The sequence below is a fragment of the Mesorhizobium terrae genome (assembly GCF_008727715.1).
In the GTDB taxonomy this organism is placed as follows: Bacteria; Pseudomonadota; Alphaproteobacteria; order Rhizobiales; family Rhizobiaceae; genus Mesorhizobium; species Mesorhizobium terrae.
This window is the reverse complement of the sequence record NZ_CP044218.1, coordinates 1,819,666-1,843,977: the sequence shown is the minus strand read 5'-3', so window position 1 is coordinate 1,843,977 and position 24,312 is coordinate 1,819,666. Positions and strand designations below refer to the sequence as shown.

The 24,312-nt window shown below is 66.1% G+C and carries 23 protein-coding genes; 17 read left to right on the top strand and 6 right to left on the bottom strand.

The genetic code is table 11. From position 1 onward, the window contains the following. Window positions 1-2: 2 nt before the first annotated feature. Window positions 3-224, bottom strand: a complete 222-nt coding sequence (locus FZF13_RS10030; RefSeq protein WP_024923302.1) for a DUF6356 family protein — start codon at window positions 222-224, stop codon at window positions 3-5. Between the two features lie 100 nt (window positions 225-324). On the opposite strand from FZF13_RS10030, the gene FZF13_RS10025 reads away from it, so the two are divergent. From FZF13_RS10025 to FZF13_RS09980, 10 genes are all read left to right on the top strand, one after another. Then, entirely contained in the window at window positions 325-795 is a 471-nt protein-coding gene (locus tag FZF13_RS10025; protein WP_024923303.1) for an Lrp/AsnC family transcriptional regulator, read from the top strand. 87 nt (window positions 796-882) lie between these two features. After that, entirely contained in the window at window positions 883-1,425 is a 543-nt protein-coding gene (locus tag FZF13_RS10020) for a Chromate resistance protein ChrB (RefSeq protein WP_024923304.1), read from the top strand. 1 nt (window position 1,426) lies between these two features. Next, a complete protein-coding gene (locus FZF13_RS10015) occupies window positions 1,427-2,653 on the top strand; it encodes an MFS transporter (protein WP_024923305.1) in 1,227 nt (408 codons plus the stop codon). Between the two features lie 107 nt (window positions 2,654-2,760). Further along, window positions 2,761-3,246 (top strand): dUTP diphosphatase, encoded by a 486-nt coding sequence (dut, locus tag FZF13_RS10010; protein ID WP_024923306.1) that lies wholly within the window; start codon window positions 2,761-2,763, stop codon window positions 3,244-3,246. Continuing rightward, window positions 3,246-3,905: an HAD family hydrolase gene (locus tag FZF13_RS10005; protein WP_024923307.1), complete on the top strand. Its 660-nt coding sequence runs from the start codon at window positions 3,246-3,248 to the stop codon at window positions 3,903-3,905. Before dut ends, FZF13_RS10005 begins: the two co-directional genes overlap by 1 nt. 153 nt (window positions 3,906-4,058) lie before the next feature. Further along, entirely contained in the window at window positions 4,059-4,865 is an 807-nt protein-coding gene (locus FZF13_RS10000) for an isocitrate lyase/PEP mutase family protein (RefSeq protein ID WP_024923308.1), read from the top strand. 155 nt (window positions 4,866-5,020) lie between these two features. Next, window positions 5,021-5,398, top strand: a complete 378-nt coding sequence (locus tag FZF13_RS09995; protein WP_024923309.1) for a hypothetical protein — start codon at window positions 5,021-5,023, stop codon at window positions 5,396-5,398. 190 nt (window positions 5,399-5,588) lie between these two features. After that, complete coding sequence (locus FZF13_RS09990; RefSeq protein WP_139116523.1) at window positions 5,589-5,906, top strand: hypothetical protein; 318 nt, start codon at window positions 5,589-5,591, stop codon at window positions 5,904-5,906. A gap of 103 nt (window positions 5,907-6,009) precedes the next feature. Further along, window positions 6,010-7,002, top strand: coding sequence for an adenosine kinase (locus FZF13_RS09985; RefSeq protein ID WP_024923311.1), 993 nt, complete (start codon window positions 6,010-6,012; stop codon window positions 7,000-7,002). An 89-nt stretch (window positions 7,003-7,091) separates the two neighbouring features. Then, on the top strand, window positions 7,092-7,673 hold the full coding sequence (locus FZF13_RS09980; RefSeq protein ID WP_024923312.1) for a histidine phosphatase family protein: 582 nt from the start codon (window positions 7,092-7,094) through the stop codon (window positions 7,671-7,673). On the opposite strand, the gene FZF13_RS09975 is transcribed toward FZF13_RS09980, so the two are convergent. Continuing rightward, entirely contained in the window at window positions 7,664-8,638 is a 975-nt protein-coding gene (locus FZF13_RS09975) for a LysR family transcriptional regulator (protein ID WP_024923313.1), read from the bottom strand. The two genes, FZF13_RS09980 and FZF13_RS09975, sit on opposite strands and share 10 nt — an antisense overlap. 146 nt (window positions 8,639-8,784) lie before the next feature. On the opposite strand from FZF13_RS09975, the gene FZF13_RS09970 reads away from it, so the two are divergent. Then, window positions 8,785-10,338: an MFS transporter gene (locus tag FZF13_RS09970; protein ID WP_036255012.1), complete on the top strand. Its 1,554-nt coding sequence runs from the start codon at window positions 8,785-8,787 to the stop codon at window positions 10,336-10,338. Between the two features lie 21 nt (window positions 10,339-10,359). Here the strand turns inward: FZF13_RS09970 and FZF13_RS09965 are convergent, their stop codons facing one another. Then, on the bottom strand, window positions 10,360-11,589 hold the full coding sequence (locus FZF13_RS09965; protein WP_051504810.1) for a cytochrome-c peroxidase: 1,230 nt from the start codon (window positions 11,587-11,589) through the stop codon (window positions 10,360-10,362). Window positions 11,590-11,864: 275 nt separating this feature from the next. Here FZF13_RS09965 and FZF13_RS09960 point away from each other — a divergent pair, with 275 nt between their 5' ends. Beyond that, the gene (locus FZF13_RS09960; protein WP_024923316.1) at window positions 11,865-13,409 is read left to right on the top strand and encodes an acid phosphatase; all 1,545 of its coding nucleotides are present in this window, start codon (window positions 11,865-11,867) and stop codon (window positions 13,407-13,409) included. 144 nt (window positions 13,410-13,553) lie between these two features. Here FZF13_RS09960 and FZF13_RS09955 read toward each other — a convergent pair whose 3' ends face one another. Then, the gene (locus FZF13_RS09955) at window positions 13,554-15,839 is read right to left on the bottom strand and encodes an NADP-dependent malic enzyme (protein WP_024923317.1); all 2,286 of its coding nucleotides are present in this window, start codon (window positions 15,837-15,839) and stop codon (window positions 13,554-13,556) included. A gap of 154 nt (window positions 15,840-15,993) precedes the next feature. On the opposite strand from FZF13_RS09955, the gene mutS reads away from it, so the two are divergent. Further along, a complete protein-coding gene (gene mutS / locus FZF13_RS09950; RefSeq protein ID WP_051504809.1) occupies window positions 15,994-18,705 on the top strand; it encodes a DNA mismatch repair protein MutS in 2,712 nt (903 codons plus the stop codon). 45 nt (window positions 18,706-18,750) lie between these two features. Here mutS and FZF13_RS09945 read toward each other — a convergent pair whose 3' ends face one another. Continuing rightward, window positions 18,751-19,218, bottom strand: coding sequence for an Lrp/AsnC family transcriptional regulator (locus tag FZF13_RS09945; protein ID WP_204367404.1), 468 nt, complete (start codon window positions 19,216-19,218; stop codon window positions 18,751-18,753). A 113-nt stretch (window positions 19,219-19,331) separates the two neighbouring features. On the opposite strand from FZF13_RS09945, the gene FZF13_RS09940 reads away from it, so the two are divergent. Beyond that, window positions 19,332-19,934, top strand: a complete 603-nt coding sequence (locus FZF13_RS09940) for a LysE family translocator (protein ID WP_244431181.1) — start codon at window positions 19,332-19,334, stop codon at window positions 19,932-19,934. Here the strand turns inward: FZF13_RS09940 and FZF13_RS09935 are convergent. Continuing rightward, on the bottom strand, window positions 19,918-20,868 hold the full coding sequence (locus FZF13_RS09935) for a LysR family transcriptional regulator (RefSeq protein WP_024923321.1): 951 nt from the start codon (window positions 20,866-20,868) through the stop codon (window positions 19,918-19,920). The two genes, FZF13_RS09940 and FZF13_RS09935, sit on opposite strands and share 17 nt — an antisense overlap. Before the next feature lie 108 nt (window positions 20,869-20,976). Here FZF13_RS09935 and FZF13_RS09930 point away from each other — a divergent pair, with 108 nt between their 5' ends. The 3 genes from FZF13_RS09930 (at window position 20,977) to FZF13_RS09920 (ending at window position 24,306) form a co-directional block, all read left to right on the top strand. Continuing rightward, window positions 20,977-21,918, top strand: a complete 942-nt coding sequence (locus FZF13_RS09930; protein WP_036254975.1) for an aldo/keto reductase — start codon at window positions 20,977-20,979, stop codon at window positions 21,916-21,918. 92 nt (window positions 21,919-22,010) lie between these two features. Beyond that, window positions 22,011-23,048, top strand: coding sequence for a MerR family transcriptional regulator (locus FZF13_RS09925; RefSeq protein ID WP_024923322.1), 1,038 nt, complete (start codon window positions 22,011-22,013; stop codon window positions 23,046-23,048). 112 nt (window positions 23,049-23,160) lie between these two features. Further along, a complete protein-coding gene (locus FZF13_RS09920; RefSeq protein ID WP_024923323.1) occupies window positions 23,161-24,306 on the top strand; it encodes an alpha-hydroxy acid oxidase in 1,146 nt (381 codons plus the stop codon). The last annotated feature ends 6 nt before the right edge of the window (window positions 24,307-24,312 follow it).

The window sequence follows — 24,312 nt, the reverse complement described above, 5'->3', positions numbered from 1 at the left end:
GGTTACGCCTGCGGTCGCCGGTTGTGGGTGCGCTCGTAGAGCTGGCGGATGGTCCTGCTCGCCGTAGTCTCGAACAGGAAGGGTAAGAAAGCGTGAATGAGCGCGGCCGAGCCGGCCAGGAACAGCTTGCCGGCGAACCAGCCGGCAAAGCGCATATGCTCGAAATAGGTTTCGTCGACCGAGTGTGGATGGTCGGTGAACAGGCGGGCGATGCGCGCGGTCATGTGATTCTCCCATTTCTGCCGCCATGGTTCCACGCTTCGACGGAACGGGAGTCCCAAATTGTCCTTGTTTCGTGGTCGCAGTTGGGACAAACATCCCAAGATGGAGCATGAACTCGATACGCTAGACCGGCGAATCCTCGCCGAGCTGCAACGCGACGGCACCTTGTCGGTGGACCAGCTTTCCGAGCGGGTCGGCCTGTCGCGCAACGCCTGCTGGCGCCGGGTGAAACGGCTGGACGACGAGCGTTTCATTATCGGCCGCGTCGCCCTGGTCGATGCCGACAAGCTCGGCCTCGGCTTGTCAGTGTTCATCATCGTGCGCACCTCCAGCCACGACCCGGACTGGCTGGCGAAGTTTCGTGCCGCGGTCACCTCCTTTCCCGAGATCACCGGGGTCTATCGCATGTCGGGCGATCTCGATTACGTGTTGCGTGCCCGCGTCGCCGATGTGAAGGCCTATGACCGGCTCTACCAGCGCCTGATCGCCAAGGTGCCGCTGTCCGACGTCTCGGCCTCCTTCGTCATGGAGGAAATCAAGGAGACGACGGTGGTGCCGGTGGAGGTTCGATAGGCAATCGCCGGACAGCGGTGCCCGATGACATTCTGGACAACGGTGGTTTGAGCTCATATGTTACAACCGTAACATTGAGGCACAACCATGGTATCATTGTCCTGGCTTCTCCTCACCTACAAGGTACCGCCGGAACCCGCCGCCAAACGCATCGCGCTGTGGCGGCGCCTCAAGGGCATGGGTGCGGTCTATCTGCAGAACGGTGTCTGCCTTCTGCCCAAGACCGACGACCATGTGCGCCGGCTGAAGATGATCGAGAACGACATTCTCGAAATGGCGGGCGAATCCGTCATCCTGGAAACCGTCGCGCTCGATCGCGCTCAGGAAGAGCGGGTGGTGCAGCGCTTCCGCGCCGACCGCGACGACCAGTATCGCGAGTTCCTCGGCCGCTGCGCCGATTTCGAAGCCGAGATCGCCAAGGAGATCGCGATCAACAAGTTCACCTATGCCGAGCTTGAGGAGGAGGACACCGACCTCAAGAAATTGCAGGGCTGGCTTGAGAAGATCAGGAAGCTCGATTTTTACCAGGCGACGCTCGCCGGGGAGGCAGAACAGCGCTTGCGCGCCTGCGAGGCCCTGCTGGACGGATATGCCCGGCGCGTCTTCGATGCGCATGACGAGAACCGCTGAGATGGGCGGCCAACAGGGCACTGGCAAAGATCGGGCGGACGGGGCTCGCCGCGGGCTCCCGGCGGGCGTCTGGGCGCTCGGTTTCGTCTCCATGTTCATGGACATCTCCTCGGAGATGATCCACGCCTTGCTACCGGTCTATATGGTGGCGGTGCTCGGCACCTCGACGCTCGCCGTCGGCATCATCGAAGGCATCGCCGAGGCGACGGCGTCGATCACCAAGATCTTCTCCGGCGCGCTCAGCGACTGGCTCGGCAAGCGCAAGCTGCTGGCGGCGCTGGGTTATGGTCTTGCGGCGATAACCAAGCCCATCTTCCCGCTGGCGCCGTCGATCGGCTGGCTGGTAACCGCGCGTTTCATCGACCGCGTCGGCAAGGGCATTCGCGGCGCGCCGCGCGATGCGCTGATCGCCGACATCACGCCGCCCGAACAGCGCGGCGCCGGCTTCGGGCTGCGCCAGTCGCTCGACACTGTCGGCGCCTTTGTCGGGCCGTTGCTGGCGATCGTTTTGATGTGGCTGACCGCCAATCATTTCCAGGCGGTGTTCTGGATCGCCGTCATCCCGGCCTTCGTCGCCGTTGCCCTCATCATTGTCGCCGTCAAGGAGCCGAAGCGCGTCGAGGGGCAGCGCCGGGTGCGCATGCCGTTGCGGCGCGACGAACTCAAGCGCCTCGGTCCGGCCTTCTGGTGGGTGGTGGCAGTGGCCGCGATCTTCACCCTCGCCCGCTTCAGCGAGGCGTTCCTGATCCTGCGGGCCCAGTCGATCGGCCTGCCGCTGGCTCTGGTGCCGATCGTCCTGGTGGTCATGAACCTTGCTTATTCGCTTTCCGCCTATCCCGTCGGCGTGCTTGCCGATCGCATGGACCGCCCGACCCTGCTTGGCCTCGGCCTGGTATTGCTCATAGTGGCTGACCTCGCACTGGCGTTCCTGCCCAACGTGGCAGGGCTCGCGGCCGGCGTTCTTCTATGGGGGCTGCATATGGGTTTCACGCAAGGCCTGCTGGCGACCCTGGTCGCCGATGCCGCCCCGGCGGAATTGCGTGGAACAGCTTTCGGCATGTTCAACCTCGTCACCGGTCTCGCCTTGCTGGTCGCGAGTGTCGTCGCCGGCGCCCTATGGGATCAGTTCGGACCCCAGGCCACCTTCCTTGCCGGCGCGGCCTTTGCATTGCTCACCCTGATCGCGCTTTTATCCATGCGCCGCCGCCTGTCGGCGAAAGCCGGTTAGCTGGCTTTTCAACCGCCGTGGCAGACCGCTTCCCGCCACCAAAGAATCCCGTTGAAACCCCGGTGGGCGGTTGACTTGGCACGCGGTCGGGCCGATAGGATCGCGCCATGCACCCGACATCGAAAACTTCACCCGTCCTTGGCCCGACGGTCGGTTTCGTCCGCCTGCCGCATGGCGAGGGGCTGGAGCTTCCAGCCTATGAAAGCACCGGCGCCGCTGGCATGGACCTGCGCGCCGCCGTTCCCGAAGACCGGCCGCTGCTCATCCTGCCCGGCAGGCGCGTGCTGGTGCCGACCGGGCTGGTCATGGAAATCCCCGAGGGTCTGGAAGGCCAGGTGCGGCCCCGCTCCGGCCTCGCGCTGAAGCACGGCATCACCTGCCTCAACACACCGGGAACCGTCGACAGCGACTATCGCGGCGAGGTCAAGGTGCTGCTGATCAACCATGGCGACGAGGAATTTTATGTCGAGCGCGGCATGCGCGTCGCCCAGATCGTCTTCGCGCCCGTTGTCCAGGTGCGGGCCGAGGAACGCAGCCTCGCCGGCGGCACGACACGCGGCGGCGGCGGTTTCGGGTCGACCGGAACGGCTTGATGACGTTGCCGGAACTGGTCATCTTCGATTGCGACGGCATTCTGGTCGACACCGAGAACATGGCCAATGAGCGGCTGGCCGTCTGGCTGACCGAGGCCGGTTATCCCGCCGATTTCGACTATTGCCGCAAGCATTTTTCCGGCCGTTCGATGGTCTCGGTACGCAACGAGATCCTTGAAACGGCCGGTATCGACCTCGGCGAGGATTTCGCCGACCGCTGGAACATCGGCCTGCCGGAGCTGTTCGCCAAGGGCGTCGACGAGATCCCGCATGTGCGCGACGTCATCGACGCCGTGCGCGCCGCCGGCATTCCCTATTGCGTTGCCTCCTCGGCGCGCGTTTCCAAGATGCACATCACGCTCGGCGTAACCGGGCTTCTGCCTTTGTTCGAACACGCCATGTACAGCGCCACCATGGTCGGCCGCTCGAAACCCTTCCCCGACCTTTTCCTACATGCGGCGAGGGAAATGGGCGTCGCGCCCGAAAACTGCATCGTCATCGAGGATTCGGTGGCCGGAACCAAGGCCGGCATCGCCGCCGGCATGCGGGTGTTTTCCTATCACGGCGACCCCCATTCCGATCCCGAAGGCCTGCGGGAGGCCGGCGGCATCCTGTTCGCCGACATGCGCGAACTGCCGAGCATGGTCCCGCTGCGCTAGCGCCGCGCCTTCCATGACGGTTCGATCAAGCCTCGACGCCGACTTTTGGCAGGAGTGTTGAGCGGCCTGGGCCTGCGCCAACGGCATTCGTTTGCCCGGCCCCGAAGGGCTCGCTAGGATTAGCCCAATCGCACAATTGCCGGAGATATTTCAATGGACAAGGGCAAGACCTTCAGGGATTTGCACGCCGAGACGTTCGTCATTCCCAACCCGTGGGACGTCGGCTCGGCCAAGCTTCTTTCATCCATGGGCTTCAAGGCGCTGGCCACCACCAGCGCCGGCCACGCCTTCTCGCGCGGCCTGCCCGATGGCAGCATCACCTTCGAGGCGATGATCCAGCATTGCCGCGAGATCGTCGCGGCCACCGCGCTGCCGGTGTCGGCCGATCTCGAGAAGGGCAAGGGCGACAGCGCCGAAAGCGCCGCCGAGACCATCTTCGCGGCCGAGGCTGCCGGCCTTGCCGGTTGCTCGATCGAGGACCATACCGGCGACGCGGACAAGCCGATCTACGATTTCTCGCAAGCCGTGGAGCGGGTGGCGGCGGCGGCCGAGGCCGCGCGGGCCTTGAAACGCGACTTCGTCTTCACGGCGCGCGCCGAGAACTTTTTGCACGGCCGGGCCGACCTCGACGACACAATCCGCCGGCTGCAGGCCTATGAGAAGGCCGGCGCCGACGTGCTTTATGCGCCGGGTATCGCCGACGTTGCTTCGGTGCGCGCCGTCTGCCAGGCGGTCACGCGGCCGGTCAATGTGCTGGCGGTGCCCGACTTCACCGTGCCGGCATTGGCGCAAGCCGGCGCCAAGCGCATTTCGGTCGGCTCGCAGCTTGCCTGCGCCGCCTTCAGCGCATTGGAGCGGGCCGGCCGCGAACTGCTCGACGTCGGCTCCTTCACCTTCAACCGCGCCAACACCATGACCTTCCGCCGCCTGAACGAGCTGTTCTCGACGGAACAGGGTTGACGGCGACGCACGTCGTTCCAGCAACGTGTGCCGACGCGGCGTTGAACCAGGCCGGCCCGCTCTCATTGCGCGGGCTGGCGCTCGCGCCTACTATGATGCCCGCGCCAAATTCATCGCCGATGCGAATGACGCGCCCGGCCAGGGTTCCTGTTGAGATGAATGTTGCGATCCGCGTTCTTTTTATCGCCGCCTTGCTGGCGGGTTTCGGTTCGCCGGTGCGTGCCGACGAGAAGGGTGAGCTTGCCGCGCTGGTCGATGCGCTGCGCAACGAAATCGCCGCCTGCTGGATGCCGCCTGATATGACCGGCGCGAAACCCATCTCGGTGGTGGTTAAGGTCAGGCTGAAGCGCGACGGCTCGCTGGCCGCCAAGCCGGTGGCCGAGAACCCGCCCAAGGCCAAGGAGGCGAAGCTGCTCGCCGCCAGCGCCGTGCGCGCGGTGGAGCGCTGCGCGCCTTTTCACAGTATGGCCGGCACCCGCCTGCCCTACGAGCGCTGGCGCGAGCTGAAACTGAACTTCGCGCCGGTGTTTTGAGCCGGTTTGCCGGCACGCAAGGCGACCGTTGTGCCCAATCCCTGTTTCAATCTACGGTAGGACCCGCTGATGTGCAGGGGGAAGCCAAGGCATGCATTCACGGGCCCGGTGCGTTCTGGCCACTCTGTTGATGTGCGCTCCAACCGTGTCTGCGGAAGCCGGCGACAAGGCGGCTGCCGGGAAGATCAGTATGGCCGCCATGGTGGCCATGCGGGAGAAGATCGACAGCTGCTGGTCGATACCGGCGGGCGCGGTTTCAGGAGAAACCATCTTGTTTCAGGCGAAAATTCTCGTCCGCTTGAAGCCCGATGGCTCGTTAGCTGAAAAACCGACGGTCCGGGAGCCTCAAAAAGGGAAAGCATTTCGGCTCTACGCAGAGAGCGCCATACGCGCCATCGAAAAATGCGCTCCTTACACCATGCTGCGCCCTTACCCGCACGAGATATGGAGCGAGATCGTCGTCACTTTCGCACCTAGCGACCTCAACGCGCCCCGGCCGCAGCAATAACTTGCAAAATCCGGCCATTTCTGTAGACCCGCGCGCGGCCGGCATGGCAGAAAGCCAGGGTTTTGGGCCATTTGACTGGACCCAGCCCCGCGCGGAGACCTGAATGCCGGAATATGATGTGCTGAGCATCGGCAATGCCATTGTCGACATCATCGCCCAATGCGACGAGGCCTTCCTCGCCGACAACGGCATCATCAAGGGCGCGATGAACCTGATCGACGCCGAGCGCGCCGAACTGCTCTACCGTCGCATGGGACCCGCCGTGGAAGCGTCCGGCGGCAGCGCCGGCAACACCGCCGCCGGCATCGCCAGCTTCGGCGGTCGCTCCGCCTATTTCGGCAAGGTCAGCCAGGATCATCTGGGCGAAATCTTCACCCACGACATCCATGCCCAGGGCGTTGCCTTCGACACCAGGCCGCTGCAGGGCACGCCGCCCACCGCGCGCTCGATGATCTTCGTCACGCCCGACGGCGAGCGGTCGATGAACACCTATCTCGGCGCCTGCGTCGAGCTCGGCCCGGAAGATGTCGAGGCCGACAAGGCCCGTGGCGCGGCCGTCACCTATTTCGAGGGCTATCTGTGGGATCCGCCGCGCGCCAAAGAGGCGATCCGGCTGACGGCGCAGCATGCCCACGCCGCCGGCCGCAAGGTGTCGATGTCGCTGTCGGACAGTTTCTGCGTCGACCGTTACCGTGGCGAATTCCTCGACCTGATGCGTTCGCGCACGGTCGACATCGTTTTCGCCAACAGCCATGAGATCAAGTCGCTCTACCAGACCGCTTCCTTCGATGAGGCGCTGGCGCAGATCCGCAAGGATTGCCGCATCGCCGCCGTCACCCGCTCCGAGAAGGGGTCGGTCATCGTCCATGGCGACGAGACCTTCGTCATCGAGGCCACCAAGATCCATGAGCTGGTCGACACCACCGGCGCTGGCGACCTTTATGCCGCCGGCTTCCTGCACGGCTACACCAAGGGTCTCGACCTCAAGACCTGCGGCGATCTCGGCTCGCTGGCGGCCGGCCTGGTCATCCAGCAGATCGGCCCGCGTCCGCGCCAGAACCTCAAGCGCGAGGCCGAGCAGGCGGGGTTGCTGTAGCGTCTTTTTCCTTTTCCCATGCGGGAGAAGGATCATGGCGCCGCAAGACGAAATCCGTATAGTCCTCGCCGCGACAAACGAGGACGAGCATGGCGAGCCCCTATCCCGAAATCACCCTGGTGCGGCACGGCGAGACCGAGTGGAGCGCCACCGGCAAACACACCGGCCGCACCGATATTCCGCTGACCGGCACGGGCGAAGACGCCGCGCGCGGGCTGGGCGACCGCTTGAAGGGCAGGAGTTTCGCCGCCGTCTGGTCGAGCCCGTCTTCCCGCGCGCGCCGCACGGCGGAACTGGCCGGCTTCGGCACCGACGCCGTGATCGAACCCGACCTCGCCGAATGGGATTACGGCGCCTATGAGGGGCTGAAGACGAAGGAAATCCTGGTCGAGCGCCCCGGCTGGAACCTCTACCGCGACGGTTGCCCGGACGGCGAAAGCGTGGCCGAGGCCGGCGCCCGCGCCGACCGCGTGGTTCAGGCGTTGCGCGCGGTGAATGGCAACGTGCTGGTTTTCTCTTCTTCGCATTTCCTGCGCACGCTTGCCGCCCGTTGGCTCGGCCTGCCGGCCCCGCAAGGGGCGCTGTTCGTGCTCGATACGGCCAGCATCTCGGCGCTCGGCTACGAGCACGACATGACCGAGCCGGTGGTGCGCCGCTGGAATCAGGTCTGAGCTGTTTCCACCGCTCGCGATTGGGATGCCGCGCCGGTGCCCGGACCGGGCAAGGCCTCGCAGCGGGCGGCGAACAGCCGCTCGCAGATGAAATCCACGAACACCCGGACCTTCGGCGACAATTGCCGGTTCGACGGCCAGATCAGGCGGAACTGGCCCGGCGCGTCGAGATAGCGGTCGAGCAGCGTCACCAATTCGCCTTTGGCCACCGGCTCGCGCGCCAGGAAATCCGGCATGCAGCCGATGCCGAGGCCGGCAAGGGTGGCGCCGCGCAACGCCTCCATATTGTTGCAGGTGAGCACGATGTGCCGGCGCGGTTCCGGCTCGCCCTCCGGCAGGGTCAGCGGCCAGTCATGCAGCTTGCCGCTGTTGGGGAAGCGGAAGAGGATCGCCCGATGGCCGTCGAGGTCGCGCGGACAGGCGGGGCTGCCGTGGCGCTCGAGATAATCGGGGGAAGCACATAAGAGCATTTGGAAGGGCCTGAGCGCCCGCGCCATCAGCCGCGAATCGGGCAGGTCGCCGCTGCGCAGCGCCACGTCGACGCCCTCGTCGATCAGGTCGACGATGCGGTCGTTGAAATCGAGGTCGATCTCGACTTCCGGATAGAGCCGCGTGAATTCCGGCAGCACCGGCAGGAACAGATGATAGCTGACCACCGGCGCGCTGACCCTCAGCCGCCCGCGTGGCGTTTCCACCGCTTCCGCCAGCATCGCCTGGGCGTCGTCGAGGTCGTCCAGCACCCTGCGGCAGCGGTCGTGGAACAGGCGCCCTTCTTCGGTCAGCCTTAGACTGCGGGTCGAACGCTGCAGCAGGCGAACCCCCAGCTGCTCCTCCAGCCGGGTCACCGCCTTGCCGACCGCCGACGGCGATAGCCGAAGCACCCGCCCAGCGGCGACGAAACTGCCGAGATCGGCCGTGCGCACGAAGGCGGCGAGCCCGCTCAGCCGGTCGAGGGAGCGATCCATTCGAGCGTTTCCTTCCATGATAAGCGGAACGTGACCGGCATTTTGTCCTGATTACCGCAAAACTATCATGAAATGGTCATTCAACAAGCCCGGCGGCGTGTTTCGCGGAATGCGGACGTCGCGGGCGAAAAACCCCCGTGGGCATCATGGTTCAATCGAAAAAGGCTCCGGGCGCGGCCGAAAAAGCGCTCGTTCTCGTTGCGGTGTGTCTGGCCGCTCTCTCCATGCCGCTCACTTTCACAGGGCCGGCTGTCGCGCTGCCCGCCATCGGCCGGGCGCTCGGCGGCAGCCCGATCGCGCACAACTGGGTGACCAACGCTTTCATGCTGACCTTCGGCTCCTCGCTGATGGCGGCGGGCGCGCTGGCCGACGCCTATGGCCGCAAACGCATCTTCCTGATCGGCACCGCGGCCTTCGGCCTGTTTTCGCTGGTTGCCGCCATCTCGCCTTCGATCCTCTGGCTCGACCTTGCCCGCGCCGCGCAAGGCGTCGCCGCCGCCTTTGCCTTCGCCGGCGGTGCGGCGGCACTTGCCCAGGAATTCGACGATGGCGCCCGCATGCGCGCTTTTTCGCTGCTCGGTACCTCCTTCGGCATCGGCCTGTCCTTCGGGCCGATCGCGTCGGGCCTGATGATCGACGCCTTTGGCTGGCCTTCCATCTTCCTGCCGGTGGCGGGCGCCACCGCCGTCGCCTTCCTGATCGCGGCCCGTTTCATGCGCGACAGCCGCGATCCCGCCGCCGCCGGTCTCGACTGGCCGGGCGCGGCAAGCTTCACCGCGGCACTTGCGCTGCTCACCTACGGTTTCCTCAAGGCGCCGGAGGCCGGCTGGAGCGATCCGACGGTGGTCGGTCTCATCGCCGGCGCGGTCGTGCTTTTCCTCGCCTTCGGCCTGATCGAGCGCAAGGTGGCGCGGCCGATGCTGGACCTCTCGCTGTTTCGTTATCCGCGCTTCGTCGGCGTGCAGCTTCTGGCCGCCGCTCCCGCCTACGCCTTCGTCGTGCTTCTGATCCTGCTGCCGGTGCGTTTCGTCGGCGTCGAGGGCATGGGCGAGATCGGCGCCGGCCGCATGATGATCGCGCTGTCGGCGCCGTTGCTGGTGCTGCCGCTGGTGGCCGGCCTTTTGACGCGCTGGCTGCCGGCCTCGGTTCTGTGCGCGACGGGCCTGGCCATCTCGGCCGCCGGCCTGTTCTGGCTGTCGGGCGTGCCGGGCGGCGCGCCGCCGTCCGCGCTGCTTCTGCCGATGTTGACCATCGGCGTCGGCATCAGCCTGCCCTGGGGCCTGATGGACGGGCTCGCCGTCTCGGTGGTGCCGAAGGAGCGCGCCGGCATGGCGACCGGCATCTTCAACACCACACGCGTTGCCGGCGAAGGCCTGGCACTGGCCGTGGTCAGCGCCGTGCTGTCGGCGCTGACGGCCGGGCACCTGGCAACGGCAGCGACGCCGGCGCCCGCGGCGGAAACCGGCCGACTGGGTCAGGCCGCGCAAAGGCTGGTCACCGGCGACCTCGCCGCAGCACAAGCCCTGCTGCCCGGCACGGGCCGCGACCTCCTGGTGACGCAATACGGCCTGGCCTTCTCGACATTGCTCGTCCTGCTCACCGCGATCACCGTGGTCACCGCGATCGTGGTGTTCCTGTTCATGGGACGGAGGGCGGAAGAGGAGCAGCCGGAGACGGCGCAGGCCACCTTCTGCGCTTGAGCTCGCGAGAACCGCAAGCCGCTACTGCCCCGCCTGCTGCAACTGGTCGGCGTCGGTGAGCGTGTTGAGAAAGGCGACGATGTCGTCGATCTCGGCATCGTCCAGCGCCGGCTTGTCGCCGGGCTTGCGGCCGAAGGGCGGGTCCTGGTTGAGATTCGCCCAATAGCGTTGCGGCAGGTCGTCATAGCGGTGAACCGAGCCGTCGGCGTTCTTCGCATACCAGTGGCCGGGGTCGCTGTCGCGCGAGGCGTAGAACGCGACAGCATCGCGCAGCGTGTGGAAGAAGCCGTTGTGGAAGAAGTTTTTCTTCAACGCCACGTTGCGCAGCGTCGGCGTGCGGAACAGGCCGCAATATTCGTCCCGCCTTTTGAGGTCGGTGCGCAGCGGGCCGCACACGCCGAGATCGACATAGGCGGAGTCGGCATTGGCGGGAATGGCCGGATTGCGTGGCACCGCCACGGCGATCAGGCCGAAATCGGTGAATTGCGGCGGCTCGCCGTCATTGGCCGGCTCGCTGAGATGACAGGAAGCGCAATTGCCCTTGGCCGGGTCTTCGAACAGGGCGCGGCCATGGAGTTCCTGCGCGGTCAACGTGCCCTTGCCGGCCAAAAAGGCGTCGTAGCGGCTGGAATAGGGGTAGAAGGTGGCGGCGTCCTGCTCGAACGTGCCGAGCGCCTCGACGGCGCCGTCGAAAGCATCGGTGGGTCGCGAGAAGATGTCGTCGCCGAACGCCGCCTTGAACGCGTCGGCATAGGCGGTCCTGGCGAGCCGTGCCACCACAGCGTCTGGGCCGGCATTCGCCATCTCGAACGGCGACAGAAGCGGGATCCTGGCCTGCTCGGCGCCGCGGTCGACGCGGCCGTCCCAGGTCAGGCCGCCGGTCGGGCCGTTGTCGACGCTTTCGTCGCCCTCGTCCTCGGAATCGTAGAAATGCTCGCTGAAGGCGGGCACCGCCTGCAGATAGCGCAGCGTCGGCACCGCGCGCTGGCCTGGCCGGTCGAGCGCCGGACCGCCCATCTCGACCGGCGCGGCCGAGGCGGAGGAGAAACCATGCTTCGGGTCATGGCAGGAAGCGCATGCCTGCCGCCCCGACGCCGACAGCGCCGGGTCGAAGAACATCTGGCGGCCAAGTTCGGTCAGCGTGGCGGCACGGGCGAAGGCCTGCGCCCGCGACAGCGGGCCGGGATGGACGCCGTTGGCCTCGGCGGCGACCGTGTGTCGGATAGCGGGGGCTGAGAGCCCGAGCGCCATGGCCACCGCCAGCGCGGCGAGACCGTGTCGCAGGCGTCGCGGATCGATCTTGGGCACTTTCGGAGGCACCTTCGGGTTTTGTCGTATCGGAGCAAGCCGGCGCATGATTCCCGGCGCCTGCAACGAAATGATGACGCCCGCCGGCACTGCATCCCCATGTCACAAACCTGACAGAGAGCGGGCCTAGGCTTTTTGCGACTTGCAGGTGCGTGGCTTCGGCAGGACGGCCCGCAGGCGGCCCTCCAGCCAGTCCCTCAGCCACAAGGTCATCCCCCATGCCAAGGCTCAAACCCCTCAAATCCGCTTGTCTGGCCAGTTCCGCGCTGGCTCTGCTCACCGCCGCGCTGCCCGCGCATGCCGCTCCCGCCGGCTACGACAAGATCGATAACATTGTCGTGATTTATGCCGAGAACCGCTCCTTCGACAATCTCTACGGTGGTTTCCCCGGCGCCAACGGCCTCGCCAATGCCAGCGCCGACGAGGTCACCCAGCTCGACCGCGACGGCAAGCCGCTGTCCGAATTGCCGCCGTCCTGGGGCGGCCTGACCGCCAAGGGCGTGACGCCGGCTGTCACCGAGGCGCAGTCGGCGCACCTCGCCAATGCCGTTTTCGCCATCGACGATGCCAAGGGTTTCAACCAGGGGCTCAACGTCATCACGCGCGATTTGTGGCACCGCTTCTACCAGGAGCAGATGCAGATCAATGGCGGCAAGAACGACAAGTTCGTGGCCTGGGCCGATTCCGGCGGCCTCGTCATGGGCCACTATGACGGCTCGTCTTTGCCGATGTGGAAGGTGGCGCAGAAATACGTCCTGGCCGACAACTTCTTCCAGGGTGCGTTCGGCGGTTCCTTCATCAACCATTTCGCGCTGGTCTGCGCCTGCACGCCGTTTTATCCCGACGCCGACAAGAGCCCGGTGAAGGACATGATCGCTTCAGTGGAGCCGGACGGCGTCACGCTGAAGGTGGCCGACAATTCGCCTGTATCGGCGCTCGCCGGCGGGCCGAAATTCGTCAAGGACGGCGCCATCTCGCCCGACTTCTACGCCGTCAACACCATGCAACCGCCCTACCAGCCGTCCAACAACAAGCCGGCGGAAGGCGGCGATCCGGCTTTTGCCGACCCGAAGGCCGCCACCACGCTGCCGCCGCAGCATGACATCACCATCGGCGACCTCCTGTCGCTGAAGGGGATTAGCTGGGCCTGGTATGCCGGGGCCTGGCAGACCGCGCTCGACGGCAAGAACGCCACGCCGGTGCCGAACTTCCAGTTCCACCACCAGCCCTTCAACTATTTCGCCGCCTATGCGCCGGGCACGCCGGCCCGCGCCGAGCATCTGAAGGACGGTGGCCTCGAGGGCGCCGCCTTCATCAAGGATATCGACGACGGCAAGCTGCCGGCCGTCACCTTCTACAAGCCGCAGGGCAACCTCAACGAGCATGGCGGTTATGCCGACGTGTCGAGCGGCGACCAGCACCTGGCCGACGTCATCGCCCATCTGGAGAAGAGCCCGCAATGGGCGCATATGCTGGTGGTGGTGACCTATGACGAGAATGGCGGCTTCTGGGATCATGTCGCGCCGCCCAAGGCCGACCGCTGGGGGCCGGGCAACCGCATCCCGGCCATCATCGTCTCGCCCTTCGCCAAGATGGGCACGGTGGATCACAGCCAGTACGACACCACCTCGATCCTGCGTTTCGTCACCACGCGCTACGACCTGCCGGTGCTGCAGGGGCTGGTCGCGCGCGACAACGCGCTGCGTGCCAACAGCCTGCCGGTCATGGGCGACCTCACCGCCGCGCTCGATCTGACGCACTGAACCGGGTTAGCGCTGGAACAGACAAAAACCCCGGCGGGTGACCGCCGGGGTTTTGCTTTGGGTTTGGCGAGTGCCTGATCGGAGCAGCATCCGAGACATGTCTCTGACGCGACCCTCGCCCGCTTCGCGGGAAGGGATCAGCCCTCAGGCTCCGGCCGAATAGGCCGCGATGGCCGCCATGTTGACGATGTCCGAATCCTTGGCGTTCAGCGGCACGATCTGCACCGGCTTGTTGAGGCCGACCAGAAGCGGGCCGATCACGGTCGAGCCGCCAAGTTCCTGCAGCATCTTGGTCGAGATCGAGGCCGAGTGGAACGCCGGCATGATCAGCACATTGGCCGGCCCGGTCAGCCGGCAGAACGGGTATTGCGCCATCACGCGCGGGTTGAGCGCGACGTCGGCGGCCATTTCGCCGTCATACTCGAAATCGACCCGCCGCTTGTCGAGAATGCGCACCGCCTCCTGCACCCGCTCGGAGCGTTCGCCCTGCGGATGGCCGAAGGTGGAGTAGGCAAGCATAGCGACGCGGGGTTCATAGCCCATTCGCCGCGCGAAATTGGCCGCTTCCTCGGCGATGTCGGCGATCTGGTCGGCATTGGGCATGTCGTGGACCGCCGTGTCGGCCACCAGAACGGTGCGCCCGCGCGCCAGCACGATCGATACGCCGATGACACGATGGCCGGGCTTGGCGTCGATGACGCGGCGCACGTCGTCCAGCGCCGTTGAATAGTTGCGGGTGACGCCGGTGACGATGCCGTCGGCATCGCCCAGCGCCACCATGCAGGCGGCGAAATGGTTGCGGTCGTTGTTGATCAGGCGCTGGCAGTCGCGGAACAGGAAGCCCTTGCGCTGCATGCGCTCGTACAGGAAATCGGCATAGATCGCGTTCTTGCGCGACAGGCGCGCATTGATGATCTCCAGCCCCGGCTTGTCGAGGTCGATGCCGGCGTGGCGGGCATTCTCCTTGATGATGTCGTCGCGGCCGAGCAGGATGGCGGTGCCGAGCCGCTGGTTCACATAGGCGACCGCCGCGCGCATCACCTGTTCCTCCTCGCCCTCGGCGAAGACGATGCGCTTGGGCTGGCGCCGCACGCGGTCGTAAATGCGCTGCAGCGTCGAGGCGATCGGGTCGCGCCGCGCCGACAGTTCCTGCGCGTAGCGGTCGAGGTCGAGGATCGGCTTGCGCGCCACGCCGGTTTCCATCGCGGCCTTGGCCACCGCGATCGGGATGGCCGAAATCAGGCGCGGGTCGAACGGCACCGGGATGATGTATTGCGGGCCGAATTTCGGCCGGTTGCCCTGATAGGCGGCGGCCACGTCGTCGGGCACGTCCTTGCGGGCAAGCTCGGCCAGCGCCTGGGCGGCCGCCACCTTCATGGCGTCGTTGATGGTGGTCGCGCGGACGTCCAATGCACCCCGGAAGATATAGGGGAAGCCCAGCACATTGTTGACCTGGTTCGGATAGTCGGACCGGCCGGTGGCCATGATGGCGTCGGTGCGGATCTCGGCCACCTCCTCCGGCGTGATCTCCGGATCGGGATTGGCCATGGCGAAGATGATCGGGTTTTTCGCCATCGACTGGATCATGGCATTGGTGAAGGCGCCACGCGCCGAAAGCCCGAACACCACGTCGGCGCCGTCCATCGCCTCGGCCAACGTCCGCGCCTCGGTCTTCACCGCATGCGCCGACTTCCACTGGTTCATACCCTCGGTGCGGCTCTGGTAGACGACACCCTTGGTGTCGCACAGGGTGACGTTTTCCGGCGCGAAACCCATCGACTTGACCAGTTCGATGCAGGCGATGCCGGCAGCACCCGCGCCGTTGCAGACGAGCCTGGTCGTCTTCATGTCGCGGCCGGTGATCGCCAGCGCGTTGATCAGGCCGGCGGCGGCGATGATGGCGGTGCCGTGCTGGTCGTCATGGAAGACGGGAATGTCCATCAATTCGCGCAGCCGCTGCTCGATGATGAAGCATTCCGGCGCCTTGATGTCTTCCAGGTTGATGCCGCCGAAGGAGGGCCCGAGGAACTTGACGCAGTTGATGAATTCGTCGGCGTCTTCGGTGTCGACCTCGAGGTCGATGCTGTCGACGTCGGCAAAACGCTTGAACAGCACCGACTTGCCTTCCATCACCGGCTTGGAGGCCAGAGCGCCGAGATTGCCCAGCCCGAGGATGGCGGTGCCGTTGGAAATGACGGCAACCATATTGCCGCGCGTGGTGTAGTCGAAGGCGCGCGACGGGTCTTCGGCGATCGCCTTCACCGGCACGGCGACGCCCGGCGAATAGGCCAGCGAAAGGTCGCGCTGCGTGGCCATCGGTTTGGTCGGCACGATCTCCAGCTTGCCCGGCCGGCCCATGGCGTGGAATTCCAGCGCCTCCTCCGCGCTCACCGAAGGGCCTTGTCCATCCTGTGCGTTCTTACGGGCCATGCTGCGTTTCTTCCCCTTGGGTGGCGCTTTGCGCGCGCTCAATTTCTTTGTGGAGCGTTCGGGATTAAGGCTACACTTTGGAGGTGTAAACCGCCAAGCAATTGCCTTCGGGATTTTTGGAAACAGTTTCTTGAACGACGAAACCCCTATCGCGATGGAAGGTAGCGCGCCGCTGGCTGGCGCCTCGGCATCCATGCCCACTGCCGCCACCCCGATGATGGAGCAGTATCTCGAGATCAAGGCGGCGAACCCGGATTCGCTGCTGTTCTATCGCATGGGCGATTTCTACGAGCTGTTCTTCGACGATGCCGAGAAGGCTTCGCGGGCTTTGGGCATTGTGCTGACCAAGCGCGGCAAGCACCAGGGCGCCGAGATCCCGATGTGCGGCGTGCCGGTGCATGCGGCCGACGATTATCTGCAGAAACTGATCGCGCTCGGTTTCCGCGTTGCCGTCTGCGAACAGATAGAGGATCCGGCCGAGGCCAAGAAGCGCGGTTCGAAATCGGTGGTCAAGCGCGACGTCGTCCGTCTCGTCACGCCCGGCACCATCACCGAGGACAAATTGCTGGCGCCGTCGGAATCGAGCTTTCTGATGGCGCTGGGGCGGGTGAAGGGCGGCACTGACCAGAATTTCGCGCTGGCCTGGATCGAGATTTCCACCGGCGTCTTCCGTGTCGCCGAGACCAATGCCGAGCGGCTGTTGGCCGACATCTTCCGCGTCGATCCGCGCGAACTGATCGTCGCCGAGCCGGTCTTCTACGATCCCGAGCTGAAGCCGGTGTTCGATGTGCTTGGCCGCGTCGCCAATCCGCAGCCGGCCAGCCTGTTCGATTCCGCCTCGGCCACCGCCCGCATCGCCCGTTTCTTCAACGTGGCGACGCCGGATGCCTTCGGCACCTTCAGCCGCGCCGAACTCTCCGCCATCTCCGGCGCCATCGCCTATGTCGAGAAGACGCAGAAGGCGGAACGCCCGCCGCTGTCGCGACCCGAGCGCGAGGAGAACGGCGCCACCCTGTTTATCGACCCGGCGACGCGCGCCAATCTGGAACTGTTGCGCACGCTGTCCGGCAGCCGCGACGGCTCGCTGTTCAAGGCCATCGACCGCACCGTCACCGGCGGCGGCGCGCGCCTGTTGGCCGACCGGCTGATGGCGCCGCTGACCGATCCCGCGGCGATTACCGCTAGGCTCGATTCGGTCTCCTTCTTCCGCGACGAGGTTCGTCTGGCCGAGGCGCTGCGGCTTTCGTTGAAGGGCGTTGCCGACATGCCGCGCGCCTTGTCGCGGCTGGCGCTGAACCGCGGCGGCCCGCGCGACCTTGGCGCGCTGCGCGCGGGCTTCCTTGCCGCCGGCGAGATCGCACGGATCTTTGGCCGGGCCGCGCAGCCGGCGGAGGTGGCCGCAGCGCTCGCCGCCATCGGCGCGCTGCCGAAGCCGCTGGCCGAACACCTCGCCGGTGCGCTGGCCGACGAGCTGCCGCTGTTGAAACGCGATGGCGGCTTCCTGCGCGCTGGCTACGATGCCGAGCTGGACGAGATGCGGGCGCTGCGCGACGAGACGCGCAAGGTCATCGCCGGCATGGAGCGCGACCTGATCGAGGAAACCGGCATCCGCTCGCTGAAGATCCGGCATAACAATGTGCTGGGTTATTACATTGAGGTGACGGTCAACCACCAGGCCATCATGACCGGCACGGACGAGGCCAAGGCGCGCTTCATCCACCGCCAGACCATGGCCAACGCCATGCGCTTCACCACAACCGAACTGGCCGGGCTGGAAACGAAGATCGCCAATGCCGCCGACCGCGCGCTGGCCATCGAGCTTGCTGCCTTCGACAGGCTGCTGGCCGAAGCCGTCGGCGAGGCCGAGGCGATCCGCGCCGGCGCGGATGCACTGGCCGTGCTCGACATATCGGCCGCCCTGGCCGCGCTGTCGGTGAGCGAAAACTGGTGCCGGCCGGTCGTCGATGCCAGCCTGGCCTTTGCCATCGCCGGCGGCCGCCACCCGGTGGTGGAACAGGCGCTGCGCCGTTCCGGCGAGGGGCCGTTTGTCGCCAATAACAGCGACCTGTCGCCGGAGGGCGATGCGAAGAACGGCGCAATCTGGCTGCTCACCGGCCCCAATATGGGCGGTAAGTCGACCTTCCTGCGCCAGAACGCGCTGATCGCCATCCTGGCCCAGACCGGTTCCTTCGTGCCAGCGGCAAGCGCCCATATCGGCGTCGTCGACCGGCTGTTCTCCCGCGTCGGCGCTTCCGACGATCTGGCGCGCGGCCGTTCGACCTTCATGGTCGAGATGGTGGAGACCGCCGCCATCCTCAACCAGGCTGGCGAACGCGCGCTCGTCATCCTCGACGAGATCGGTCGTGGCACCGCCACGTTCGACGGTCTCTCCATCGCCTGGGCGGCGGTGGAATATCTGCACGAGAAGAACCGCTGCCGGGCGATCTTCGCCACCCACTTCCATGAAATGACGGCCTTGGCCGGCAAGCTCAACCGGCTTCACAACGTCACCATGCGCGTCAAGGAATGGGAGGGCGACGTCGTCTTCCTGCATGAGGTGGGCAAGGGTGCGGCCGACCGGTCCTATGGCGTGCAGGTCGCGCGCCTCGCCGGTCTGCCGGAAGCCGTGGTGGCGCGGGCCAGGGAAGTTCTGCATCAGCTCGAGGAAGGCGAGGTGTCGGGCAAGGCCGACCGCCTTGTCGACGACCTGCCGCTGTTTTCCGTTGCCGTGAAACGCGAGCCGCCGAAGACCGCCAAGCCCGATGTGCTGGGCACCGCTCTGTTAGAGCTGAGCCCCGACGAGATGACGCCGCGCGAGGCGCTGGAAGCGCTTTACAGATTGAAGGAACTGGCGGCGGGGAAATAGCCGTCTTGCGAACCTGCGGGCTTGGCGCGTGCGCCAGGCCCTCGTTCAGCCGATCGGCAGTGCGTAGGTCTGCTTGACGATCTGGCTCGGCACGTCGGTCTTGACGTTCTGGATGCCGTTGGCGCGCGTCAGGTGAGTGGCCTGGAACTGCCGGTATTCGGTGAGGTCGGCCACCGCCACCCGCAGCAGCGCGTCGCTCTCGCCCAGCATGATGTAGCATTCCATCACCTGCGGCAGCCTCTTCATCGCCGCCATGAAATGGTCGATGGTTTCCGCGTCCTGCGCCGTCAGCCACACCCTGGCGAACAACGACATGCCGACGCCGATACGGACGGGGTCGAGCACGGCGACATAGCGGTCGATGATGCCGGCTTCCTCCAGAAGCTTGACCCGGCGCAGGCAAGGCGACGGCGACAGGCCGACCTTTCTGGCCAGTTCGACATTCTGCAAGCGGCCGTCTTCCTGCAGGGCACGCAGGATACGGCGATCGATCTCGTCGAGTTTCATCGGCATTCCATGCCAGGATTTCGTTGAAATCAGCATATCATGCCAATTCTGAAAAGCAGCATGGCATCTTCGCAATCCGATTGCCGGCATCGTTGTCTAGCCTGTCTGTCATGCAAACGATGACCCTGATCCTTTTCGCCGCCACGGTATTGCCGCTGATCTTGACGCCGGGTCCCGACATGCTGTTCGTCGCCTCGCAGGCGCTGTCGGGCGGCGCGGGCGCTGGTCTGCGCGGCACCGCCGGCGTGTGCCTCGGCTATGTCGTGCATTCGGCCTTTGTCGCACTCGGCCTGGCTGCGGTCATCGCCGCCTCGCCGCTTTTGTTCGAGGCGCTGCGCTGGCTTGGCGTCGGCTATCTCGTCTATCTGGCGGTGAAGCTGCTGCAATCGGCGATGCGGCCGGGCGGCGTCGCGCTGGCCGCCGTCGCTGGTGGGGCTAGCCTGCGGCGCGGCTTCCTCACGGCCTTCCTCAACCCCAAGGGCATGATGATCTATTTCGCCATCCTGCCGCAATTCATGACGCATGACGCCAATGCCGCCCTGCAGGCGGTCCTGCTTTCAGCAATCTTCGTGGCGTTGTGCGGCCTGGTCTATACGGTGCTCAGTCTCACCATCGCCGGGCTTGGCCGGCGTGGCGGCATCAGCGACCGCAGCCGCCGCGTGGTCGAAGGTTCGGCCGGCGGGCTGCTGATCGTCGCGGCCGGTTTCATGGCCGCCCGCTGAGGGCGGGCTCGGAAGATGCGGCGCAGCCCGCCTGCAATTGGACAGACAGATCGCGCAATTCGCCCTTCAGCCAGTTGGTGGCGCCGTCGGCATCGCTGCGCGCATGCCAGGCCATGCCGATTTCAAACCCGTCCAGCGGCACCGGCGTTTCGAACCGCCTGAGCCCGTAGGCGCCGATGCAGCAGCGCGCCAGCTTGGCCGGCAGCGTGGCGACGAGGTCGGTCGAGCCTGCAACATTGGCCGCGACCAGGAAGTGCGGCACCGACATGGCGATGCGGCGGGCACGGCCGATGCCTGCCAGCGCCTTGTCGGCGACGGCGTTCATGCGGCCGACCCGCGAGACGATGACATGGTCCTCGTCGAGAAAGGCATCCAGCGTCACCGAGGCGCCGAGCCGTGGGTGGCCGTCGCGGCAAAGCGAGACATAGCGATCCTGGTAGAGCACCTCGCGCCGGCGCGCCGTCGAAAGCGTGCTTGCCTCGGAGATGACGAGGTCGCAGTCGTGGCTCGCCAGCCGCTCCTCGAAATCGGCCTCGAACGGCAGCACCTGCAGCACCATGCCGGCGGAGACGTCGCGAATGCGCTGCATCAGCGGGACCATCAGCACCGCCGCCGCATATTCATTGGCCAATATCCGGAAGCGGCGGGTCGAGGTCGCGGCCTCGAACCGCGCCTCGGTCTCGAGCGTCTGGACGATCTGGTCGAGCAGTGCCCGTACGCGCGGCCGCAACTGCTCGGCGCGCGGTGTCGCCACCATGCGGTTGCCGCGCCGGACAAGGATCGGGTCGTTGAGCAATTCACGCAGCCGGGCCAGCGTCGCGCTCATCGCCGGCTGGCTCAGCCCCTGCCGGCGCGCGGCGCCTGAGACGCTGGGTTCGGCCAGCAGCGCGTCCAGCGCTGTGAGCAGGTTGAGATCGATGCCGCGTATATCCATAGAGCCTATTCCGCAAATACACGAGATCGATTGGAATTATCGATCATCGCCGCATAAGTCCAGTTCGACCCGCCCGTTTGGGCATCGTCGAGACACTGGAGAGCGGAAATGCAGACCACCACATTGGGAAAGAACGGCAAGCGGGTTGGCCGCATTGGCCTCGGCGCCATGGGCATGACCTTCGGCTACGACCCGCATGGGCGCGACGACGATGCGTCGGCTGAAGTGATCCGCCGCGCCATCGATCTTGGCGTTACCCTGATCGACACCGCCGACGTCTATGGGCCGTGGACGAATGAGGAGCTCGTCGGCACGGCGTTGAAAGGGCGGCGTGACGAAGTGGTGTTGTCCACCAAGGGCGGCTTGCTGTTCGACGAAAACGGCTTCAGCAACAACGGTCGCCCCGACTATCTGGCGAAGGCCGTCGACGACAGCCTGATGCGGCTTGGCGTCGACCATATCGACCTCTATTTCCTGCATCGCATCGACCCGCAAGTGCCGGTCGAGGAGAGCTGGGGCGCGCTGGCCAAGGCCGTCGACGCCGGCAAGATCGGCGCGCTCGGCCTCTCGGCGTCGAGCCTTGACGAGATCCGCCGGGCGGAAAAGATCCACCCGGTTGCCGCCGTGCAATCGGAACTGTCACTGTTCGATCGCTCGGCGCTTGCCGAAGTGCTGCCCTACACGGTCGAGCATAGCATCGCCTTCCTGCCGTTTTCCCCCTTGGGTCGCGGCGTGCTGACCGGCGGCATCGCCAGGCACGAGGACCTGCCCAGGGACGACTGGCGCCGCAGGCTGCCGCAATTCAGCGACGAAGGTCTCGCCAGGCAGCGAGCGCTCGTCGCGGCGGTCGAGCGCATAGGCGCGCGGCACGGCGCCAAGCCCTCGCAAGTGGCGCTGGCCTGGCTGCTCGCCAAGGGCGATCATGTCATTCCGATCCCAGGCACCAAGCGCCTGCGTTATCTCGAGGAAAATGCCGCCGCCGCCGATCTCGCGCTGACACCGGCCGAGATCGCCGAACTCGACGCGCTGGAGCCGCCGGTGTTCGGCTGACGGCGGGCGGTCCGGAATGCGCTAAAAACACCTTGACCCGTCCCCTGGGACCGCCCCGATAAGAGGGCGGTCGGCAATCAGGAGATCGATTCGTGAGCATTTCCGGAGAAGTCCTCAATCCCGCCGAAGCCGCGCGGCGGCTCGGCGTATCCGCCAAGGCGCTGCGCCTTTATGAAAGGCGCGGTCTGATCAGGCCCTTGCGCACCGGCGCCGGCTGGCGCGCCTACGGACCGGTCGAAATGACGCGCGCCGGCGAAATCGTTGCCTTGCGCGGGCTGGGCCTCAGCCTGGTCGAGGTGGCGCGCATCCTGAATGGCGACCCCTCCGCTCTGGAGCCGGTGCTGGCAACCCATCAGGCCGTGCTTGAGGACGAGCTCAACCGGCTCGGCCGGACCGTCGAGACGGTGCGCGGCCTGCGCGGCGAGCTGGCCGGCGGCAAGGTCCCCAGCGCCGGTGAACTGACGAGGTTGTTGCGACCCGCCGGCGAGATCGTGGCCGCCTTCGACTTGCCCTGGCCCTGGGACGGCGAGCGGTTCGAACTTCGCGACGCGCGACCGCTGACTTTCATCGTCGGCCCGCTGGGCAGCGGCAAGACGCGCTTTGCAGAGGCGCTGGCCAAAGCGCTTCCCGACGCTGCTTTCCTCGGCCTGGAGCGATCGAGCGACGATGGAGCAGCCGCCGCGAAAGCGCTGCTGGAGAAGGATGCCGCGTTGGACGCGCGGGTGGAGGAAGCCATCGCCCGGCTGTGCGCGGATGGCGCGTCGCGTTCGCCGGCGCTGCTTACGCTGATGGTTGCGCTGGAGGCCGAGCGCCCGGCCGCGCTGGTTGTCGACATGGTCGAGCAGGGTCTGGATCAGGCCACCCAGGAGGCTCTGATCGCGCGCCTGCGCCGCCGTGGCCCGCAGGCGCGCCCGCTGTTCCTGATGACCCGCTCCGATGCGATCCTCGACCTTGCCGCCGTCGGTCCCGGCGAGGCGATCCTGTTTTGTCCGGCCAATCACAGTCCGCCGATGCGGGTGGCTGCCTTTTCGGGCGCTGCCGGCTTCGAAGCTGTCGCTTCGTGCCTGGCCTCGCCGCGGGTTCGGGCGCGCACGGAAGGCATGATCGCCTGGCGTCCGCAGGCGGCTTGAGCCCAACAGGGACGATTCGTGCGGCGGCCATTGCAAGGATTGCCGGGGGCGGATGGGCGCGTCGCGCGTCGATATGCTATCGAGCTGGGAAAGCCGAAGCCAAGGTTGCCCCATGCGTCTCGCCCAATGCCATAACTTCCACGACTTCCGCGCCATGGCCAGGCAGCGTCTGCCGGGCCCGATCTTCAACTATATCGACGGCGCGGCCGACGACGAGGTTACCTACCAGCGCAATACGGCGGCGTTCGAGCATTGCGATCTGGTGCCGAACGTGCTGCGCGGCGTCGGCGACGTCGACCTGTCGGTGACCGTGATGGGGCAGAAACTGGCGCTGCCGGTCTATTGTTCGCCGACGGCGCTGCAACGCCTGTTCCACCACCAGGGCGAGCGCGCCGTGGCTGCGGCGGCGGGCCGGTTCGGCACGATGTTTGGCGTGTCTTCGCTCGGCACCGTCAGTCTCGAGGAAGCACGCAAGATCAGCAGCGGACCGCAGGTCTATCAGTTCTACTTTCACAAGGACCGTGGGCTCAATCGCGAGATGATGGCCCGCGCCAAGCAGGCCGGCGTCGAGGTGATGATGCTGACGGTGGACAGCATCACCGGCGGCAATCGCGAGCGCGACAAGCGCACCGGCTTCGCCATCCCTTTCAAGCTCAACCTCGCCGGCATTGCCCAGTTCGCGGTCAAGCCCGCCTGGGCGATCAACTATCTCACCCATGAACGTTTCCGTCTGCCGCAGCTCGACAGCCATGTCGACATGGGCGGCGGCGTCATGTCGATCAGCCGCTATTTCACCGAGATGCTGGACCCGTCCATGTCGTGGGACGACGTCGCCGAAATGGTACGGCACTGGGGCGGGCAATTCTGCCTGAAGGGCATCATGTCGGTCGAGGATGCGCGACGGGCGGTCGACATAGGCTGCACCGGCATCGTGCTTTCCAACCATGGCGGCCGCCAGCTCGACGGTTCGCGCAGCGCCTTCGACCAGCTTGCCGAGATCGTCGACGCCGTCGGCGACAGGATAGACGTGATGATGGACGGCGGCGTGCAGCGCGGCACCCATGTGCTGAAGGCGTTGTCGCTCGGCGCGAAGGCGGTGGGGCTTGGCCGCTATTATCTGTTTCCGCTGGCGGCGGCCGGCCAACCCGGCGTCGAGCGGGCGCTGGACCTGATGCGTGTCGAGATCGAGCGCGCCATGAAACTGATGGGATGCGGCACCGTTGCCGAGCTGAGCCGGAGGAACCTGCGGTTCCGCTAGGATTGC

Excerpts from the sequence above, each read along its gene's own strand:
- FZF13_RS10030 (WP_024923302.1), bottom strand. The coding sequence starts at position 224 with ATGACCGCGCGCATCGCCCGCCTGTTCACCGACCATCCACACTCGGTC.
- FZF13_RS10025 (WP_024923303.1), top strand. The coding sequence starts at position 325 with ATGGAGCATGAACTCGATACGCTAGACCGGCGAATCCTCGCCGAGCTG.
- FZF13_RS10020 (WP_024923304.1), top strand. The coding sequence starts at position 883 with ATGGTATCATTGTCCTGGCTTCTCCTCACCTACAAGGTACCGCCGGAA.
- FZF13_RS10015 (WP_024923305.1), top strand. The coding sequence starts at position 1,427 with ATGGGCGGCCAACAGGGCACTGGCAAAGATCGGGCGGACGGGGCTCGC.
- dut (WP_024923306.1), top strand. The coding sequence starts at position 2,761 with ATGCACCCGACATCGAAAACTTCACCCGTCCTTGGCCCGACGGTCGGT.
- FZF13_RS10005 (WP_024923307.1), top strand. The coding sequence starts at position 3,246 with ATGACGTTGCCGGAACTGGTCATCTTCGATTGCGACGGCATTCTGGTC.
- FZF13_RS10000 (WP_024923308.1), top strand. The coding sequence starts at position 4,059 with ATGGACAAGGGCAAGACCTTCAGGGATTTGCACGCCGAGACGTTCGTC.
- FZF13_RS09995 (WP_024923309.1), top strand. The coding sequence starts at position 5,021 with ATGAATGTTGCGATCCGCGTTCTTTTTATCGCCGCCTTGCTGGCGGGT.
- FZF13_RS09990 (WP_139116523.1), top strand. The coding sequence starts at position 5,589 with ATGGCCGCCATGGTGGCCATGCGGGAGAAGATCGACAGCTGCTGGTCG.
- FZF13_RS09985 (WP_024923311.1), top strand. The coding sequence starts at position 6,010 with ATGCCGGAATATGATGTGCTGAGCATCGGCAATGCCATTGTCGACATC.
- FZF13_RS09980 (WP_024923312.1), top strand. The coding sequence starts at position 7,092 with ATGGCGAGCCCCTATCCCGAAATCACCCTGGTGCGGCACGGCGAGACC.
- FZF13_RS09975 (WP_024923313.1), bottom strand. The coding sequence starts at position 8,638 with ATGGATCGCTCCCTCGACCGGCTGAGCGGGCTCGCCGCCTTCGTGCGC.
- FZF13_RS09970 (WP_036255012.1), top strand. The coding sequence starts at position 8,785 with ATGGTTCAATCGAAAAAGGCTCCGGGCGCGGCCGAAAAAGCGCTCGTT.
- FZF13_RS09965 (WP_051504810.1), bottom strand. The coding sequence starts at position 11,589 with ATGGCGCTCGGGCTCTCAGCCCCCGCTATCCGACACACGGTCGCCGCC.
- FZF13_RS09960 (WP_024923316.1), top strand. The coding sequence starts at position 11,865 with ATGCCAAGGCTCAAACCCCTCAAATCCGCTTGTCTGGCCAGTTCCGCG.
- FZF13_RS09955 (WP_024923317.1), bottom strand. The coding sequence starts at position 15,839 with ATGGCCCGTAAGAACGCACAGGATGGACAAGGCCCTTCGGTGAGCGCG.
- mutS (WP_051504809.1), top strand. The coding sequence starts at position 15,994 with ATGGAAGGTAGCGCGCCGCTGGCTGGCGCCTCGGCATCCATGCCCACT.
- FZF13_RS09945 (WP_204367404.1), bottom strand. The coding sequence starts at position 19,218 with ATGCCGATGAAACTCGACGAGATCGATCGCCGTATCCTGCGTGCCCTG.
- FZF13_RS09940 (WP_244431181.1), top strand. The coding sequence starts at position 19,332 with ATGACCCTGATCCTTTTCGCCGCCACGGTATTGCCGCTGATCTTGACG.
- FZF13_RS09935 (WP_024923321.1), bottom strand. The coding sequence starts at position 20,868 with ATGGATATACGCGGCATCGATCTCAACCTGCTCACAGCGCTGGACGCG.
- FZF13_RS09930 (WP_036254975.1), top strand. The coding sequence starts at position 20,977 with ATGCAGACCACCACATTGGGAAAGAACGGCAAGCGGGTTGGCCGCATT.
- FZF13_RS09920 (WP_024923323.1), top strand. The coding sequence starts at position 23,161 with ATGCGTCTCGCCCAATGCCATAACTTCCACGACTTCCGCGCCATGGCC.